Below are 15,375 nucleotides of genomic sequence, written 5' to 3' on the forward strand. Positions count from 1 at the left end.
TGTGTTGCACTTCATTTTACAATAGGGCGTTATAAAATTTTATTCTACTGATTATCTAATAACAGAGTAGGATTTAAAAAAGACTGAACATCTAGTACAGCCTCTATTCGATGTCTTCTTAAATTTCATATCCCATAAGGAGTCCGCCTTCTTCGGCATAAAAACTACAAAGTCCAGAAGTTGGAAGGGTTTCGATGCTTGCATGGGCAAATTTTTCACGAACCAATTCAGAGAAGTGCTCGATAAATTTGTCATTGTTGCGGTGGGCAATCGTAATATGTCCACCTGTATAACCAGCCTTGATCAGTTCATCAAAGGCAGCTTTGATAGCTTTCTTTTGACCACGAGCTTTTTGAAGTAACTCAAGGGTACCCGTCATACTAGCTTCACCGACCATACGGATATTGAGGAGTCCAACAACGGTGCCAACTAGTTTACTTAGACGACCATTTTTCACCAAATTATCAACTTTGGCTAAAACAAAGAGCAACTTAGTCTTAGATTGGTAAGCTGTGATAGCATCAAGGACTTGGTTAAAATCAAGGCCTTCAGCAACTAAGCGATTGAGCTTACGAACGAGCAGGTCGACCTCGCCACCAGCTGACAGGCTATCAATGACGTGAATCTTGGTATCAGGATGCTCTTCAAGATAAATTTTCTTAGCGATTTCAGCACTATTATAGCTACCAGAAAGGGTTCCAGTAATCGTCACGACGACGATATTGTCCGCCCCTTCAAAGGACTTCATGTAGTCATCAGGACTTGGACAAGCAGATTTTGAAGCAGTTGTAGTCGCATACATCTCCTCCATCATTTGATCAATATTGAGTTGGGCATCATCCCTGTAAATGGTTTCGCCCACTTGGATAGTCAAAGGGACACTGACAAACTCCGTATCTGGTGCCAGATTGTCTAAAGAACGGTAGTCACAGCCTGAATCCGCAATAATTTTCTATTTCATAGGTTTATACCTCATATCTGCATAATGTACATTGACAAGTGTTTTGTCTTCTTTTACAATTTTATCATGAAGTGTATTGCTATCATAGTAGATCTCATCAGGTGTGACAGATAGAAAGTGAATGTTATGGCAGAAAGAAAAATCTCAGAGAAATCCTTGGAAAATCTGAAACGATTTAACCAAGAAAACAAGGCAATTACACGAGAATCCATCGAAATTTCTCTCCTGCAATTGTTGGAGAAAAAAGACTTTAAAAAGATTACCATATCGGAACTGGTTGAGCGTGCAGGTGTATCTCGTGCTGCCTTTTATCGCAATTATGGGTCCAAGGAAGAGATTTTGAAGTCTATTTTTGAGTCTAGTATTGCAAAGATTACCAAGTCTTTGGACGGCTATAATCTCAAGACAGATCTTTACCAAGTCTGGGTTTATCTCCTTAAAGAAGTCAAAAAAGAAGCCAAAATCATCAGTCTTGCCATTGATTATAATTTTGAGCAGGTATTGACCAAGGCTGTTTATGATTTTTTGGAAAAACGAAATGGTAGCTCATCAAATGGTTCCGGTAGCTACCTTAATTCCTTCTGGAGCTCGGCTATTGTTTCAGTAATTTCCAAATGGGTCAAGGATGGCATGAAGACCCCAGCAGAAAAGATTGCTAAGCTCGGCCTTCCCCTTTTTCCACATAAGAAGAAGTAGTAATCCCCTCGCTACTACAACTAATAGGAGGTTCAGTATGCCAATTTATGAATTTTGTGCAGAGAATGTCACTAACTTAGAAAAAGCTTTTAAAGCCGGTGCTCAACGCGTGGAGTTGTGTGATAATCTGGCTGTTGGAGGCACGACGCCTTCTTATGGTGTCATAAAGGCAGCCGTTGAGCTGGCCAAGGATTATCAGGCTAAGGTGATTGTGATGATCCGTCCACGAGGGGGCGACTTTGTCTATAGCCAGCAGGAATTGGCTATCATGCTAGAAGATATCAAATGTGCGCGTGACTTGGGTGTTGACGGCTTTGCACTTGGTGCTTTGACTTCAGAAAATCAACTCGATACAGAGGCTCTAAAGGCCTTGCTAGATGCCTGTCGAGGCTTAGAGGTTACCATGCATATGGCCTTTGACCAGATTCCTAAAGCAGATCAACCTAGTGCTATCCAATGGCTTAAGGACCACGGTGTGACGCGTCTTCTCACACGTGCTGGGACTCCCGAGACTGATTTAGAATCACGCTTGAAACGTTATGCAGAATTGGTTGGGTTAGCAGAAGGTCAGTTGGAGATTTTAGCCGGTGGTGGTATCTCCCTGGCTAATCGTGACCAATTTCTTGCCATACCTGGTCTTGAGCAAGTTCATGGAACACGTGTCGCCTTTTAGATTTCAATGGAACCAGCTTCTTGGCTTGGTTCTAGTTTACTATTAAAATGAACTTACCCATATATCTCTAGTATTTCCGAACATTTTAATTGTACTGTTCACAAAGAGTATTAGTAATATTTTTCTTTGACTTCGGAAAAAGTGTAAAATGCAATAATGAATGATAGTAAGTGTTTTGTTTGTCATAAAACTTGCGAGCAAGGAACTTTCAGTGATAGGTTATGTGATAGTTTACGCCTCATAGCAGTTGAAGAAATTTTGAATGAATACTTAGTAATTGATAGACCAAGTGTAACTAGTAATAATAGAGTAAATAGTGATTAGAAAATATGTATAGTGAGAAGTTAATGAAATCTTATGAATAATACCTATTTTTAGATAGCATTAATATTTATGGATATGAAATTAATCATGACATTATTTAAAAAGGATTATGCAGATAAAAACCAATTGTAGTTATGATGGAGATTTATAAATGAAAAAACTCGTTAGCATTATTGTGCCAGTCTTTAATGTAGAAAAATACTTAAGGCAATGTCTGGATAGTATTTTAGGACAGACTTTTAATCAGTTCGAGGTCATTATTGTGAATGATGGTTCGACGGATAATTCTGGTGCTATTTGTCAGGAATATGAAGCACGAGATAACCGAATTGTTTATCTAGAAAAGGAAAATGGAGGCGTGTCCGAAGCGCGTAATTTAGGATTAGACTTTGCTACTTCTGAATATATTATTTTTATAGACTCTGATGATTGGATTGAACCGACTTATGTTGAAGTCTTATATGAAAAAATTGAAGAATATCAAGCAGATATTGTTTTTGAAAATTATACCAGCTTCAATGATGAAGATTCTAACTTTTACTTCCATATGTCAAATGACTATTATGAAGAAATTTATGACAATTATTCAGTAATGAACTTATTAAATGATTCTAGAGAGTCGAAAAATGCCGCTTTAATTGTTCCTTGGGCAAAAATTTATCGAAAAGAAATTCTTAATGATCTTCACTTTCCATTGGCAAGGACGGGGGAAGATGCCTTATTTAATTTGAAAGTTTTCTTGAAATCAGAAAAAATAGTCTATATCCATAAAGGATCTTATATTTATCGACATCGAGGAGAGAGTTTATCGCGTAATTGGACGGTTGACTGGTTTAATGAGAGTCTTTTAATTCAAGAGGAACGATTATCAATGTTGGCGACTCTGGGATATCCACTGAGGGCGTATAAAAAAGGTTATATGGATTCGTTAAATTTCTTTATTTCAGAAATTGAAAATAGGAAGCTACCAAAGTCTCACATCTTTTACCAAATGAAAGAAAAGAGAGATTTATTAAACTATCTTACACCGATGCATAAAGACAATAAAAAAGCCATTATTTTGGTATCCCACTTTCGCAATCTGTACGAAATTCAAACGACTATTAAGTCCATTTGTTTTCATAATCGCTCACTCCGCTTTTATCTTGTAAATCATGATTTTCCCTGTGAGTGGTTTCAACTAATGGATAGACGTTTGGAGGAATTTGACTCGGAGATTGTAGACTGTCGTATACCTGATAATGGTAATTTGAATCATGAGTGTATTATTTATGATTTTCAGAGTTTGTACTCCGTGATAAGAGATTTTGTAGGGGAAGATAAAGTACTATACCTCGGACAAAATGTAATTATTACAAAAAAATTAGATGATCTTTTTGATATGGATATGGGAGAGTATCCGGTAGCTACTGTGAGAGAGCATGTTAGTAATATGTCATTGAAACAAGGAAAATTTAGTTTTGATACAGGTGTTATATTGGTAAATATCAGTTCTTTAAAGAAAGAAAAAGCATTTCGGGCAATGACTGATAAACAAGATGAAAGTTCAGTGAAGGTCGAAGGAGTTTGTCAAAATAATCTTGATTGTCTCTGTAAATCTAATTGGTTGGAGTTAGATTCTGACGGTAACTTTTTGAATCATTGTATGTACTTCACTAATGATTCTATGGTTTCAGACCAGGATTTTCCGGGAATTATTAGCTATTCACCTTATAGTGAGTCTCGGGGTGTTCAAAGTAATCAAGAATATCGCAATATTTGGTGGTTTTATCACAATATTGAATGGACAGAATTGGGAGGAAATTATCACCTACATGCTTTACGTAAGCATCATCTAGATTCTTCTCTACGATGAGGCAACAATTTGATAAGTAATAGTACCTTTCTTGTAATTGTAGAGAATTTAAGCTTAATTAATAATTATTCTAAAGCCTTGGCAACAAGGCTTTTTTTGTGGAAAAGTATCTTGAGAATGAGTAGTCAGCAAAATCTGGTATAATGAAGCCAAGGAGGCGCCTATGAAACATTTGAAAAAACAGACGCTAATTCTTCTATCTATCGCTAGCCTATTACTCGTTGGTTTAGCAGTTTTTACACATATCCCCAAAAAGGAGGAAAAACCAAGCTACTCCAACCTAAATAGCAAGGCCAGTCTTAATGAGGTGCGTTCCATTCTCTCGAAACATTTAGACAAGGGGAGTGTGGATAACTTTATCAATCTGGTTAGAGATTACAATGATACCGTGGGTTCTGTTGGATTATCTGGGGATTTTGCACCATTTAGCAAAACAGACTATGATGTGGAAAAAATCAGTAGCCTGTGGACAGCCAAGCATGGTGACTTTATCGGCACCAACTGTCGTATCAACACCTATACGCTACTGAAAGGCAAAATCAAGATTCCACAAGTCAAAAGTGATAGTGAGCTCCTTTTCCAAGATAAGGATGCCATTGACAAGGGCAAGCTCTTTGATGCCAAGAATCAGGCAGACTTTGAGATTCTTTTTTCAAGGGTCAAGACTGACGCCACCCAAGATGTCAAGGTTCACGCCAAGCATATGGAGGATTACTACAAGCAATTCACCTTTGATGACAAGGCACGCATGCTGTCAGTCGTTGTCCACGATAATCTGGATGGAGATTCCCTTTTTGTCGGTCACGTTGGCGTCCTGGTACCTACGACAGATGGATACTTATTTGTCGAAAAATTGACCTTCGAAGAGCCCTACCAAGCCATAAAATTTGCTAGTAAGAAAGATTGCTACAAGTATCTCACAACCAAGTACAAGGATTATACCGGACCGGGTCTAGCCAAACCCTTTATCATGGACAATGGCAAATGGGTGGATATGGACTAGCTTAAGGTGAGAAGAAGGTTTTAAATAGGCAAGAAAAAGGAAGCAAGATATGAAAAGAAAACAAGCCTTGTTGCTTTATCTAGTGGGGACCCTTGGACAAATCTTACTGGTCAGTCTCCTAGTTTGGTTGCTAAGAGCAGGAGGAGTTAGGGTTGATTATGGAACTCCAATTGGCCTCTTTACCCTTATCTTAGGTGGCTTGTCATCAGCCATTTGGGGAGGCTATGTTAGCATCCGCTATCATCACTCTAGTTTTAAACAACTTGTCAGAGATTTTTTCCAAGTCAAACAGCCTCTTAGTAACTATCTCTTAGTCCTCATTTTTCTAGGTTTGGATTTTTTACCACTGGTCTTGAGTGGAGGGATGATTATTCAGGCTTGGTATCTCCCCATTATCTTATTTTGCAAAACCCTTGTCTTTGGTGGTATCGAAGAAATCGGTTGGCGCTATTTTTTCCAGCCTGCTTTGCAAGAAAAGTTGACCTATCTAGTGTCCACGCTCTTTACATTTTTGGCGTGGTCACTATGGCATATCCTCTATTTTTACATTGATGGCTCTCTGGCCACGATTCATTTATTGCCATTTTTGCTAGGTTTATTAAGCAACTGTTTTATCTTATCCGCTATTTATACCAAGACCAGAAGCCTTTGGCTTTGTGTCATGACTCATGCGCTAGTCAATGCTTTATCGCAACTGTCATCAACTGAGGAGAGCCTTTGGTTATCCCTTGTGATTAAGGTGTTGATAATTCTTCTTGCAATGAAAATTGCTGGTAGCAGTATGGAGAAAGTGAAATCCTAAGCTAGCTTGATTTTCATTGTTTTAGTTAGTTATAATTCCTAAGAGTAGTTAAGTGACTGCTCTTTTTTTCTTTGTAAGCCTCAAATGACCTTGCCCATATTTTTGAGGCATGTTATACTAGAAAGGTATTGTCAAAATTTTCTGACATTACAGGTGGAAAGGAGGTGCTAATGCCTTTTAAAAAAACAAAACACCTTGTTTTTTCCCGCTACCTAAGCCTGCTCTGTTTGCTTCTAGTTTTACTAGTAGCGTCAGTTTTTGTAGCAGTGTCTTTAGGGGCGGTCACTATAGATATAGGTGATACCTATGGTGTCATCTTCAGTAAATTGGGGCTTCCGATTGCCAGTCATAGCATAGCCAAGCCACTTGAAGCTATTATCTGGAATATGCGAGTTCCTAGGGTTCTCCTAGGGTTAATAGTTGGTGCAGGTCTTTCCATGTCTGGGAGTGTCATGCAGTCAACCGTCAATAATCCGATTGCCGAACCCTATATCCTGGGAATCTCGGCAGGGGCAACTTTTGGAGCAACCTTGGCCATCATTTTAGGCCTTAAGGCTGTGGTAGGCTTGGGTGCCTTTGTGGGGGCTATCCTAGCGACGATTCTTGTCCTAATCATTGCCTCTATGCAGGGGAGAGTGACCACATCTGGCCTGATTTTATCTGGAACGGTTGTCAATGCCCTCTTTATTGCCTTTGCCAATTTTATAATCTCTATTGGAGCGACAGCAGACAGTGTCATGACCATTAAGTTTTGGACCATGGGTTCATTGACAGGAACATCTTGGTCAGATGTGATGCTTCCAGCAGTAGTGGTTGGTTTGGCCTTTCTCTTTTTCTCAACTCAGTATCGTGTCTTCAATGCCATGATGATGGGAGATGAAGCAGCTTTGACTTTAGGGATTCCACTTAGACTCTACTGGTATCTTTACATTGCCATTGTTGCGGTCATAACGGCCATCTTAGTTGCTAGCTGTGGGATTATTGGCTTTGTCGGCTTGATTACCCCTCATATTGCTAGAAGTTTAGTCGGGACTAACTATCGTAAGCTTTTCCCAGTGGCAACTCTCTTAGGTTCCTTGTTTGTGGTTTGGGCAGACGTTTTAGCTAGAATCCTCGTCAAAAATGCGGAGCTACCTATCGGAATCTTTACAGCCTTGGTTGGCGCACCTTTCTTTATTTATATTGTGACTAGAAATCGTAGGAAGGTGGTTTAGACTTATGGATGTAAAGTGTCAGGATATTCATTATTCGATTGGAGAGAAAAAAATCCTAAACGGTGTCTCTCTTGAGGTTGAAGGTGGGCAATTCCAGACCATACTGGGACCAAATGGGAGTGGAAAATCAACCTTGCTCAAAACGATTTACCGCCAGTTGAAACCAGATAGCGGTCAGATTTTTCTTGATGGAAAATCCCTAGACCAGGTAAGCCTAAAGGAAACTGCAAAAGAAATGGCCGTTGTGACACAGTTTAACACCCTTCAATTTGATTGTACGGTGGAAGAAATTGTCATGCTTGGCCGAACGCCCCACCTTTCCTTTTTGCAAAAAGAATCAGAGCGGGATCACGTCCTCGTTCAGGATGCCCTAGACAAGGTTGGCATGTCTGAAAAGAAGACACGCTATTATTCGTCCTTATCAGGTGGCGAAAAACAAAGAGTCATCCTAGCGCGTGCCTTGGCTCAGGAACCCAAACTACTTTTATTGGATGAGCCTACTAATCATTTGGACATTAAGTATCAGTTGGAGATGTTGGCCTTGGTCAAGGAACTCGGCATCAATGTTCTCGCAGTTCTCCACGATATTCAACTGGCCTGTCGTTTTTCAGATTATATCTACTTAATGAAAGGGGGTGAGATTGTTGCCCAAGGTGTCCCAAGGGATGCCGTAACCCCACAATCCTTGCAGGCGGTTTATGATGTTCAGAGTCGTATTACCTGGACGGATGACCAGCAGGCAATGATTCAGTATTTATAAGCCTAGGAAAGGAAGGCCTTATGAACAAGAAAACATTTCGTATCGCATTAATCGCTGCAGCAGTCCTCACATTGACAGCATGCAGTTCTACATATAAAAACAGCACATCATCGTCATCAACAGCAAAAGAAACGGTGAAAAAGACCAAGTCAGAAACCCAGTATCCTTTGACTGTCAAAACTTATGACGATAAAGGAACTGAGCTAGATCAAGTCTTCAAAAAGGCACCAGAAAAGGTTATCACCAACAACCTTTCATCAACTGAAATCTTGATTGAGCTTGGTTTGAAAGACAAAATTGTCGGTATGCTTAACCCTGACAATGAAGTAACCGATAAATATAAGGATGACATTGCTTCAATCCCACATATCGGTGATAAGAAAACAATTTCTCAAGAAGCCATCTTGGCTTACGGACCAGATGCTCTTATTGGTCGTAACATGATGTTCTCAGACAAGTCAATGGGAACCATCAGTACATGGAACAGCAACGACATTCCTGTCTATACGCAAAAAGCTTCTGTTTCAACAACTAAACAAGATTTGAATAATATCATCGAAGATGTTAAAAATATTGGTGACATTTTCAACGTTCAAGACAAGGCAGACAAGTATGCGGGACAACTTCAAAAGCGTATCGACGCTGTTAAAAAGAAAAACAAGTCTTCTGACAAAGACTTGAAGAAGGCTCTTATCATGTGTGCTTACAACGATGAGACCTTTGGAACTTACAAATCTGCCCTTCAAGAAAGTATGCTCAATCAGCTTGGTTATACCAATGTTGCGACAGGAACATCAGATTTGACTCTGGAAAATCTCGTGTCAATGGAACCAGAATTGATTATCTATGTAACCAGTGACCGTAATAAGGCCATGGACAAGGAAGCAACAGACAAGATGGAAAAGAACGCTGTTCTTGAAAATGTTCCAGCCGTTAAAAACAAGAAAATCATGACTATTTCTTATGATGAGCTTATGGATTACGGTCCATCTGTGATTGATTCTCTTGAAAAGGTTAATGACTTTGTTAATAAATAAAGACTTTGTCTGCCATGACATTCAGGTTACAGTTGCCCTTCCTGAGTCCTATGATTCCAAGAAGGCTTATCCAGTAGTTTTTCTGAACGATGGGCAGCTTGATTATCTGGGAAAGTTGGAAGATTCTGTTATCCTGGTTGGACTTGAACCTCAGAGTCGCTTGGATGATTTTACGCCTTGGCAGGCTCAGGCTCTGAGACCTGGAAGCTCTGATTTTGGCGGAAAGCTAGCCAGCTATCATGACCATCTATTTGGGCATATTTTCAAAAGCATCACACAGGAGTTTCGACTGGATGAAAGTCGTATGGCTTACGGAGGATACTCGCTGGGTGGTTTGGCTGCTATTTCCAGTCTTTATAGCAGTGATAAGATGCCTTTGCTCTTCTCCATTTGTGGATCCTTCTGGTATCCAAATTTTGTAGCTTACTGCAAAGCCCACCAGCCCATCAATAAGTCTTGCTCAGTCTATTTACATAACGGTTTGACCGAGGGGGCTAATCATAAGAATAGACTGGCCAAAGCTCCTAGTTATGCCAAAGAAGTGCATGAACTTATCAAAAAACAGAGCGTGTCTACTTATTCAGCATTTGACCCCTACGGACATCATGACCATCTCCAAGAAAGATATGACGCTTTTTCGGATTGGTTGATTGAGCAGTGGCAACTCTGAATTGCTGATAGTGGTGAGTAGGAAAGAGATAAGAAAAGTAGTGAAGAAAGTTCCGACGATGGAATCACTTCACTACTTTTTGTTATGCTTAATTTCCTAATCACTCTTAGTGACAACATACACAACCCATTTGTAATTTTGCTTTTCTTCAATCTTTGAAAAGCCAATGCTTGCTAACAACTGTTTCAATTCATGGCTTGTTCCATAATCTGTCATATGATATTTTATTTTTTCTTTCTCGGAAGCAATAATCAAAGTGGAAGGATTGGACATGACTCTATAGATTTCCTGAAAACTCTGTTTTAAATCCTCCCAGAAAATATGTGTCTGGATGGCAAATACCAAATCAAAATCATTATTTTGGTAGGGAAGGTTTGCTACATTGCCAATCCTCAGCTTAACACTTCTGTTTTCTATAGCATCTGAATGAATTCGTCTAGCAGTATGATAAGACTCTTCGGAAATATCAATACCATGAATGTCAAGATTTTTATCTAACTCAAGAAGGTTCTTAATAGTGCTGCCACCGCCATAGCCGATTTCTAAAATCCGACTATTGTTGGGGATAGTGGTTTGTTTGATTGCCCAAAGGCTGAGTTCCTTGAAATAGGACGACCAGATGTTGGTAATCAATCGACCGACAAGACCACTCGGTTTTCTAGATTGCTTTATAAGATATTGAATGAGCATGTTCCCTCCCATTTTTGAAAATAAAATTTGAAATATACATGATTAAAATTCAAACTTTATTATAGAGAAAGCTAGTAAGAATAGCAAGAAAAAATGAAATATATGCTCATTAATTTCAAACTTATGCTACAATTGGTAGTAACAGAGGTGTTCACATGAATCAATATCAAAAGACGACTGAGAAAAAGAAGCAAGCGATTATTCAAGCAGCCTTACAATTATTTAAAGAAAAAGGTTTTAAGGAAACGAGTATAAAATCTATTGCAGAGGTAGCAGAAGTATCACCAGTTTCTATCTACAATTATTTCGGGGGCAAAGATAATTTGGTAGCTCTCTGTGTTAATGACTTGTTTGAAGAAGTCACACAGCAAGCTGAGGACATTTTAAATAGTAATCTAGATTTTAAAACAAAATTAAACCAGGCTTTTTCCCTATGTCAGGAGAAAATGAGTCGGCAAATCTCGGACTATTTTCAAGATAAAATGGTGAAAGAACCTACTTTTTCAACTCTCTTAGCGAAAGCGATCACTGCAAAAAAACGTGATATCTATCGTGCTTATATTGAGCTAGGAAAAGAAGAGGGGGCTATTGCTGAAGACCTATCGACAGAGCTTATCTTAAATGTCATGGATGCTCTTAATAGTATGGGAAATCAGTTAGACAACAGTGACAATTTAGAGACAGAGGTTGAGCAAATTCATCAGATTTTTTTGTATGGTATTTTTGGAAAAAATTGAGCCTATCTTTTATGGTATTTTATGACTTGCCTCATTCATCTTAATCAGTTGTATATTCTCATACAAGGGTGTAAAATCTACTATACAAAGATAAAGAGGAGCAAGGTATGGAATTAAAAGATTTTACAGAACAAGAACAAAAGCAAATCGAAAAAGGTTTGAGTACAGCTGAGATTTCTGACAAGGAAGCGGCTAAGAAGTTGCTCGCTCTCGTACCTCAAGAATGGATTAAACGCATTCCTTTTTTTGTCAGAGGCCATGCGACGACCAAGACGGTGGAGCGTGTGGCTAAGCAATATCCTGCACTCTACGCAGTAGCCAAACGCCAAGGGGACCTTCCTGAAAAAGAAGGCCAAGAGTTGCGAAAAATCATGACAGGCATCTTTGAAGAAAAAATGAATAAACACAAGATTAAGTAAGATTTATAAAGATCGTGAACAATACCATCTTTGAGTCGATGCGGATTAAGGTGCGATCTATCTGATTTATTATCCTGTTTACGGAGGAAAAATGAGCAAATTTATTTCAAAACAATCAGTCGCTATCTGGTATGCACTGACTGCCCTCCTTGCTACCTTTCTAGTTGGGCAAGTTATCCTTTGGTTTTTCCCAGATAGGAGTAGTATGGGGGCTTCACTGCTGTTTATCCTAATGAACTGTATTCCCCTGATTATGGCGGCTGTCTTTTCTCTTGTGTTGAGGGAAGTTAAATCCTTGGGGGAATTTTTCAAAAAGGTCTTTCTTCAAAAAGAAAGTCCCCTGTCCTGGATCCTAGCTATCTTCATTCCAGTCATCTATTATGGGATTTCAATCCTGCTCATGAATGTTCGCTTTACTGGGAACTCCCTCTTGGCCTTCTTCCTATATTTCCCCTGGACCTTTTTATATGGCGGTCTGGAAGAAGTCGGTTGGCGTTGGTTTTTACAAGAACATCTTTACTTTAGTAAGCACTTTATAACTAAAATGATGGTTCTTTCCATTGTTTGGTTCCTCTGGCATATCCCTATCTATCAACTCCCTTGGATTACAGCAGGCTCGTCCAACTATCTCATCTTTTACCTGATGATTTTAGGTAATAGCTTTCTTTTGGGAGCTCTTAAAGAGTACTCGAAAGGAGCTGTTCCTTGTATCCTTGCCCATATGCTAATTGATAGTCTGGCTGTTCTCATGCTGGTTCAGAGTTCACTCACTCAGATTATCCTTCTGGTTATTTTTGAAATCATGATAGCCTCTTGGCTAGTGGCTATGAGAAAATCATAGAAATAGACTTTAACCTCTCACTGAATTTCGGTGGGAGCTTTTCTTTCCTATTTGTTGAGATAATGACATAGTGTCATTTTTAGGAGGTGACTCGTTTGGCTTCATCATCTAAAGACTGAAAAAGAAGGCCAAGAGCTACGTAAAATCATGACAGGTATCTTTGAAGAAAAAATGAATAAACACAAGATTAAGTAATGTTGTATGAAAAGAGGTATAATTCCGCAAACTTATACCTCTTTCTTATTTTTACTTCTTATTTGATTTGGATAGACTAATAGCAACCATTGTCGCACACAGGAAAAAGGCTGCTAGTAACCCTTTTGTAGTAGTCGTCATGAAAGGTTTATCAAAGACATAATAGTTATAGACAGCAAATCCCAGTCCAATAAGAGTTACAATAATCGACACAACAAATAGCGTCACCCATAATCTTCTTTGAGTCATCGTCAACCTCCTCTTTGTATCCGTTTTCTTTCTGCCTATAGTATAACATAAAAAAACCTTAGCTAAATTTCAGAGAGTGGTTTGGCTAAGGTTTTTAATCTTATTTCGTCAAGATAACCGTATCATTTGGATCATGGTCATCATCTTCAACAGTCAGTTGATTACCGTCGAGTTTATAATATTTGGTGTCGTCACCGATCGTTAGACTTTGATTGTCAGAGTTAACTGTTACAGGCTTGCTTTCCTTTTCGCCATCTGCCTCGTCCTCCTCCCAAGTTCCAGTATTTCCAGAGATGGTAAGAGTAATGCGATCATTTTCGTCAGTCCCTTTATAGGTGCCATCTAGCCCTTCAGTTTGTTTAGAGGCTTCAGAACTTTGTGAAGATGAAACCTTACTTGAACTTTGTTGGGTGCTAGCAGAGCTTTTAGGTGTTTGAGCTTTCTGGTTTGAGCAGGCTGCTAAAAGACCAAGAACTGCCATAGAGGCAAGAGAAAGTGTGAGTTTTTTGGACAATGTCATAGGCTTGTCTCCTTTCTTTGATACCTTAAGTATAGCAAACGCTTACAAACAAACCAAGCAAAAACCTTTTCTGAAAATACTTGGAAATCACTCTTTCGGATTCTCAAAGGCATAATCTATTATCCCCATTTAAACTATGCTATACTGATAAAAAGCAAGAAGGAAGGTTCCTAATGACAACTACTAATCCACGTCGCCAGTGCGAGCAACTATGGGCAGCCAATAAGTATCTGGTGCTCAGCCATTCAAACAAGATTTACTTGGAAATCCGTAACTATCTCAAGAATGAAGAGGTTAGTTTGGATCAGGTTCAAGCCTACATTGATCAAGCACTTAACCTTCCTGAAAATCCCGGTCAGGTCGTCAATGCCTTCCAACATATCTGGGGATATTTTAAGAAGAAAGCAACCGCCAGCGAAAAGGAAAAGTTTATGGCCCAACTGGATAGCTATGCAGTAGGCCAAATTCCTCAGCATTGTTTGGTGGAATCCGTCAAAGAGCTCCTAATCACATATCCTAATCGTTATCTGGAGGAGTCAACCTTAATTAATGGGGGTTCAAAATGAGACTGTGGCATCAAGACTTGATTGCAAAACTACCTCGTCAGCAACTATTAGGACAACACCGAGAATGTTGTGCCCTTCGTGGCAAGGGTTGGCAACGCAAACACGCTACGGTTAACTATGTTTTTGATTATTCTCCATATCGCCTGTTTAAATACCATGAACTCATTATGCAAGAAATGACGGAACGTGGCTATCGTGTCAGCTCCGAGTGGCTAGACAAGGAGTATCGAGGCAAGCAGATGCCAGCCTACGATAGGCTTGAAGCGGAGACATTACCAGACATCATTTACCCAGAGCATGATGCCGCCTATTTACAGGAATGTCTGGACAATCTCAAGCAAAAAGGAATCATGATCTAAAGGAGGAAAACGATGCATTTATTTAAGTGGCTAGCACCTAAAAAGAAAGCAGCAGAAGGCCTTGTCATGCGTATATCGACAGCTAATCAGGTAGACTATGCAACGATTACGAACCCAAGTGACAGTGATATCTGGGATGCCTTGGTGCAACTCCCAGCATCCTACGATAGTCTCTATCTTACCTATGGCGATAAAAAGTCAACGAGCTTTATCTTTGTTGAATACGAGGATGACCAGTATCGTTTGGAACACGACACACCTGAGCTAGGACTAGACTTGACCAATGTCGCGCGTGTATCCCAACAAGTTGCCAGAGACATCCTTATTCGCTTTTCTAAAGAGCACACAGTGATTTTGGATGACCATTGGAAGCAAGAGAAAGTCAGGTAGTCCTATGGCACACCTCACCCCAGAAACCAGACGAAAAAGGCGAAAAGCCTTTTGCTTAATCATTGAAATCATTTGTCTGGTTCATTTTGCAATCATTGTCCCTCGTGACCGAGTATTTACGCCTGAAAATTGGGCTCATACACCAGCTCCTATGCGACACAAACTCATGTGGAGTTTTCACCGGCAGTATCAGCTTGAGGGCATGACGAGAAAAGAAGTTGAGAAACTCTTGGGCAAGGGGAGTGATCTTCAAGGAAGTGTTGAGTACAAGCTGAAGGACGATTGGATTGGTGGTTGGCGTGTTTACCATATTGACTATAAGCAAGACCGTGTGATTCGTGCCAAAGAAATGTGGCTAGACTGGTGAGAATGGGCTTTTTCTTCCCCTTGAATTGTCAAATTAAGTGCATACTT

The 15,375-nt window shown here is 39.6% G+C and carries 20 protein-coding genes; 16 read left to right on the forward strand and 4 right to left on the reverse strand.

Features of this window, described 5'->3' with window-relative positions:
* Window positions 1-118: 118 nt before the first annotated feature.
* Window positions 119-949 carry a DegV family protein gene (locus HMPREF2571_RS01650; RefSeq protein ID WP_231910696.1) on the reverse strand — a complete coding sequence of 277 codons (831 nt, stop codon included), beginning with the start codon at window positions 947-949 and terminating at the stop codon, window positions 119-121.
* A 138-nt stretch (window positions 950-1,087) separates the two neighbouring features.
* Between HMPREF2571_RS01650 and HMPREF2571_RS01655 the strand changes: the two genes are divergently transcribed.
* From HMPREF2571_RS01655 to HMPREF2571_RS01695, 9 genes are all read left to right on the forward strand, one after another.
* Window positions 1,088-1,657: a TetR/AcrR family transcriptional regulator gene (locus HMPREF2571_RS01655; protein WP_070847071.1), complete on the forward strand. Its 570-nt coding sequence runs from the start codon at window positions 1,088-1,090 to the stop codon at window positions 1,655-1,657.
* 37 nt (window positions 1,658-1,694) lie between these two features.
* Window positions 1,695-2,330, forward strand: a complete 636-nt coding sequence (locus HMPREF2571_RS01660) for a copper homeostasis protein CutC (RefSeq protein ID WP_045771848.1) — start codon at window positions 1,695-1,697, stop codon at window positions 2,328-2,330.
* Window positions 2,331-2,805: 475 nt separating this feature from the next.
* Entirely contained in the window at window positions 2,806-4,509 is a 1,704-nt protein-coding gene (locus tag HMPREF2571_RS01665) for a glycosyltransferase family 2 protein (protein WP_070847073.1), read from the forward strand.
* Between the two features lie 163 nt (window positions 4,510-4,672).
* Window positions 4,673-5,512, forward strand: a complete 840-nt coding sequence (locus HMPREF2571_RS01670; RefSeq protein WP_070847075.1) for a DUF4300 family protein — start codon at window positions 4,673-4,675, stop codon at window positions 5,510-5,512.
* A gap of 49 nt (window positions 5,513-5,561) precedes the next feature.
* Window positions 5,562-6,314 (forward strand): CPBP family intramembrane glutamic endopeptidase, encoded by a 753-nt coding sequence (locus HMPREF2571_RS01675; RefSeq protein WP_014633354.1) that lies wholly within the window; start codon window positions 5,562-5,564, stop codon window positions 6,312-6,314.
* A 170-nt stretch (window positions 6,315-6,484) separates the two neighbouring features.
* Complete coding sequence (locus tag HMPREF2571_RS01680; RefSeq protein ID WP_045771845.1) at window positions 6,485-7,528, forward strand: FecCD family ABC transporter permease; 1,044 nt, start codon at window positions 6,485-6,487, stop codon at window positions 7,526-7,528.
* Between the two features lie 4 nt (window positions 7,529-7,532).
* The gene (locus HMPREF2571_RS01685) at window positions 7,533-8,288 is read left to right on the forward strand and encodes an ABC transporter ATP-binding protein (protein WP_045771844.1); all 756 of its coding nucleotides are present in this window, start codon (window positions 7,533-7,535) and stop codon (window positions 8,286-8,288) included.
* 20 nt (window positions 8,289-8,308) lie between these two features.
* On the forward strand, window positions 8,309-9,325 hold the full coding sequence (locus HMPREF2571_RS01690; protein WP_045771843.1) for an ABC transporter substrate-binding protein: 1,017 nt from the start codon (window positions 8,309-8,311) through the stop codon (window positions 9,323-9,325).
* A complete protein-coding gene (locus HMPREF2571_RS01695; protein WP_045768930.1) occupies window positions 9,306-9,995 on the forward strand; it encodes an alpha/beta hydrolase-fold protein in 690 nt (229 codons plus the stop codon). Before HMPREF2571_RS01690 ends, HMPREF2571_RS01695 begins: the two co-directional genes overlap by 20 nt.
* Window positions 9,996-10,091: 96 nt before the next feature.
* Here the strand turns inward: HMPREF2571_RS01695 and HMPREF2571_RS01700 are convergent, their stop codons facing one another.
* A complete protein-coding gene (locus tag HMPREF2571_RS01700) occupies window positions 10,092-10,685 on the reverse strand; it encodes a class I SAM-dependent methyltransferase (RefSeq protein WP_045768929.1) in 594 nt (197 codons plus the stop codon).
* A 155-nt stretch (window positions 10,686-10,840) separates the two neighbouring features.
* Between HMPREF2571_RS01700 and HMPREF2571_RS01705 the strand changes: the two genes are divergently transcribed.
* From HMPREF2571_RS01705 to HMPREF2571_RS01715, 3 genes are all read left to right on the forward strand, one after another.
* Entirely contained in the window at window positions 10,841-11,422 is a 582-nt protein-coding gene (locus tag HMPREF2571_RS01705) for a TetR/AcrR family transcriptional regulator (protein ID WP_037603931.1), read from the forward strand.
* Between the two features lie 107 nt (window positions 11,423-11,529).
* The gene (locus tag HMPREF2571_RS01710) at window positions 11,530-11,841 is read left to right on the forward strand and encodes a hypothetical protein (protein WP_037603930.1); all 312 of its coding nucleotides are present in this window, start codon (window positions 11,530-11,532) and stop codon (window positions 11,839-11,841) included.
* Window positions 11,842-11,932: 91 nt separating this feature from the next.
* Window positions 11,933-12,682, forward strand: coding sequence for a CPBP family intramembrane glutamic endopeptidase (locus tag HMPREF2571_RS01715; protein ID WP_045768928.1), 750 nt, complete (start codon window positions 11,933-11,935; stop codon window positions 12,680-12,682).
* A 246-nt stretch (window positions 12,683-12,928) separates the two neighbouring features.
* Here the strand turns inward: HMPREF2571_RS01715 and HMPREF2571_RS01720 are convergent, their stop codons facing one another.
* Together HMPREF2571_RS01720 and HMPREF2571_RS01725 are read right to left on the reverse strand one after the other, a co-directional pair.
* On the reverse strand, window positions 12,929-13,126 hold the full coding sequence (locus HMPREF2571_RS01720) for a hypothetical protein (protein WP_002886034.1): 198 nt from the start codon (window positions 13,124-13,126) through the stop codon (window positions 12,929-12,931).
* Between the two features lie 100 nt (window positions 13,127-13,226).
* Window positions 13,227-13,646: an SP_0198 family lipoprotein gene (locus tag HMPREF2571_RS01725; protein ID WP_070847077.1), complete on the reverse strand. Its 420-nt coding sequence runs from the start codon at window positions 13,644-13,646 to the stop codon at window positions 13,227-13,229.
* Window positions 13,647-13,819: 173 nt separating this feature from the next.
* On the opposite strand from HMPREF2571_RS01725, the gene HMPREF2571_RS01730 reads away from it, so the two are divergent.
* From HMPREF2571_RS01730 to HMPREF2571_RS01745, 4 genes are read left to right on the forward strand one after another with little or no spacing between them, the layout of a single operon-like run.
* Window positions 13,820-14,212: a YbgA family protein gene (locus HMPREF2571_RS01730; RefSeq protein WP_064523350.1), complete on the forward strand. Its 393-nt coding sequence runs from the start codon at window positions 13,820-13,822 to the stop codon at window positions 14,210-14,212.
* Window positions 14,209-14,571: a TIGR02328 family protein gene (locus HMPREF2571_RS01735; protein ID WP_070847080.1), complete on the forward strand. Its 363-nt coding sequence runs from the start codon at window positions 14,209-14,211 to the stop codon at window positions 14,569-14,571. The genes HMPREF2571_RS01730 and HMPREF2571_RS01735 overlap by 4 nt, the downstream gene beginning before the upstream one ends.
* A gap of 12 nt (window positions 14,572-14,583) precedes the next feature.
* A complete protein-coding gene (locus HMPREF2571_RS01740) occupies window positions 14,584-14,961 on the forward strand; it encodes a hypothetical protein (protein ID WP_070847082.1) in 378 nt (125 codons plus the stop codon).
* Window positions 14,962-14,965: 4 nt separating this feature from the next.
* Window positions 14,966-15,328 (forward strand): hypothetical protein, encoded by a 363-nt coding sequence (locus HMPREF2571_RS01745; RefSeq protein WP_070847084.1) that lies wholly within the window; start codon window positions 14,966-14,968, stop codon window positions 15,326-15,328.
* The last annotated feature ends 47 nt before the right edge of the window (window positions 15,329-15,375 follow it).

It is taken from the genome of Streptococcus sp. HMSC068F04 (assembly GCF_001837455.1).
Lineage (GTDB): Bacteria > Bacillota > Bacilli > Lactobacillales > Streptococcaceae > Streptococcus > Streptococcus salivarius_D.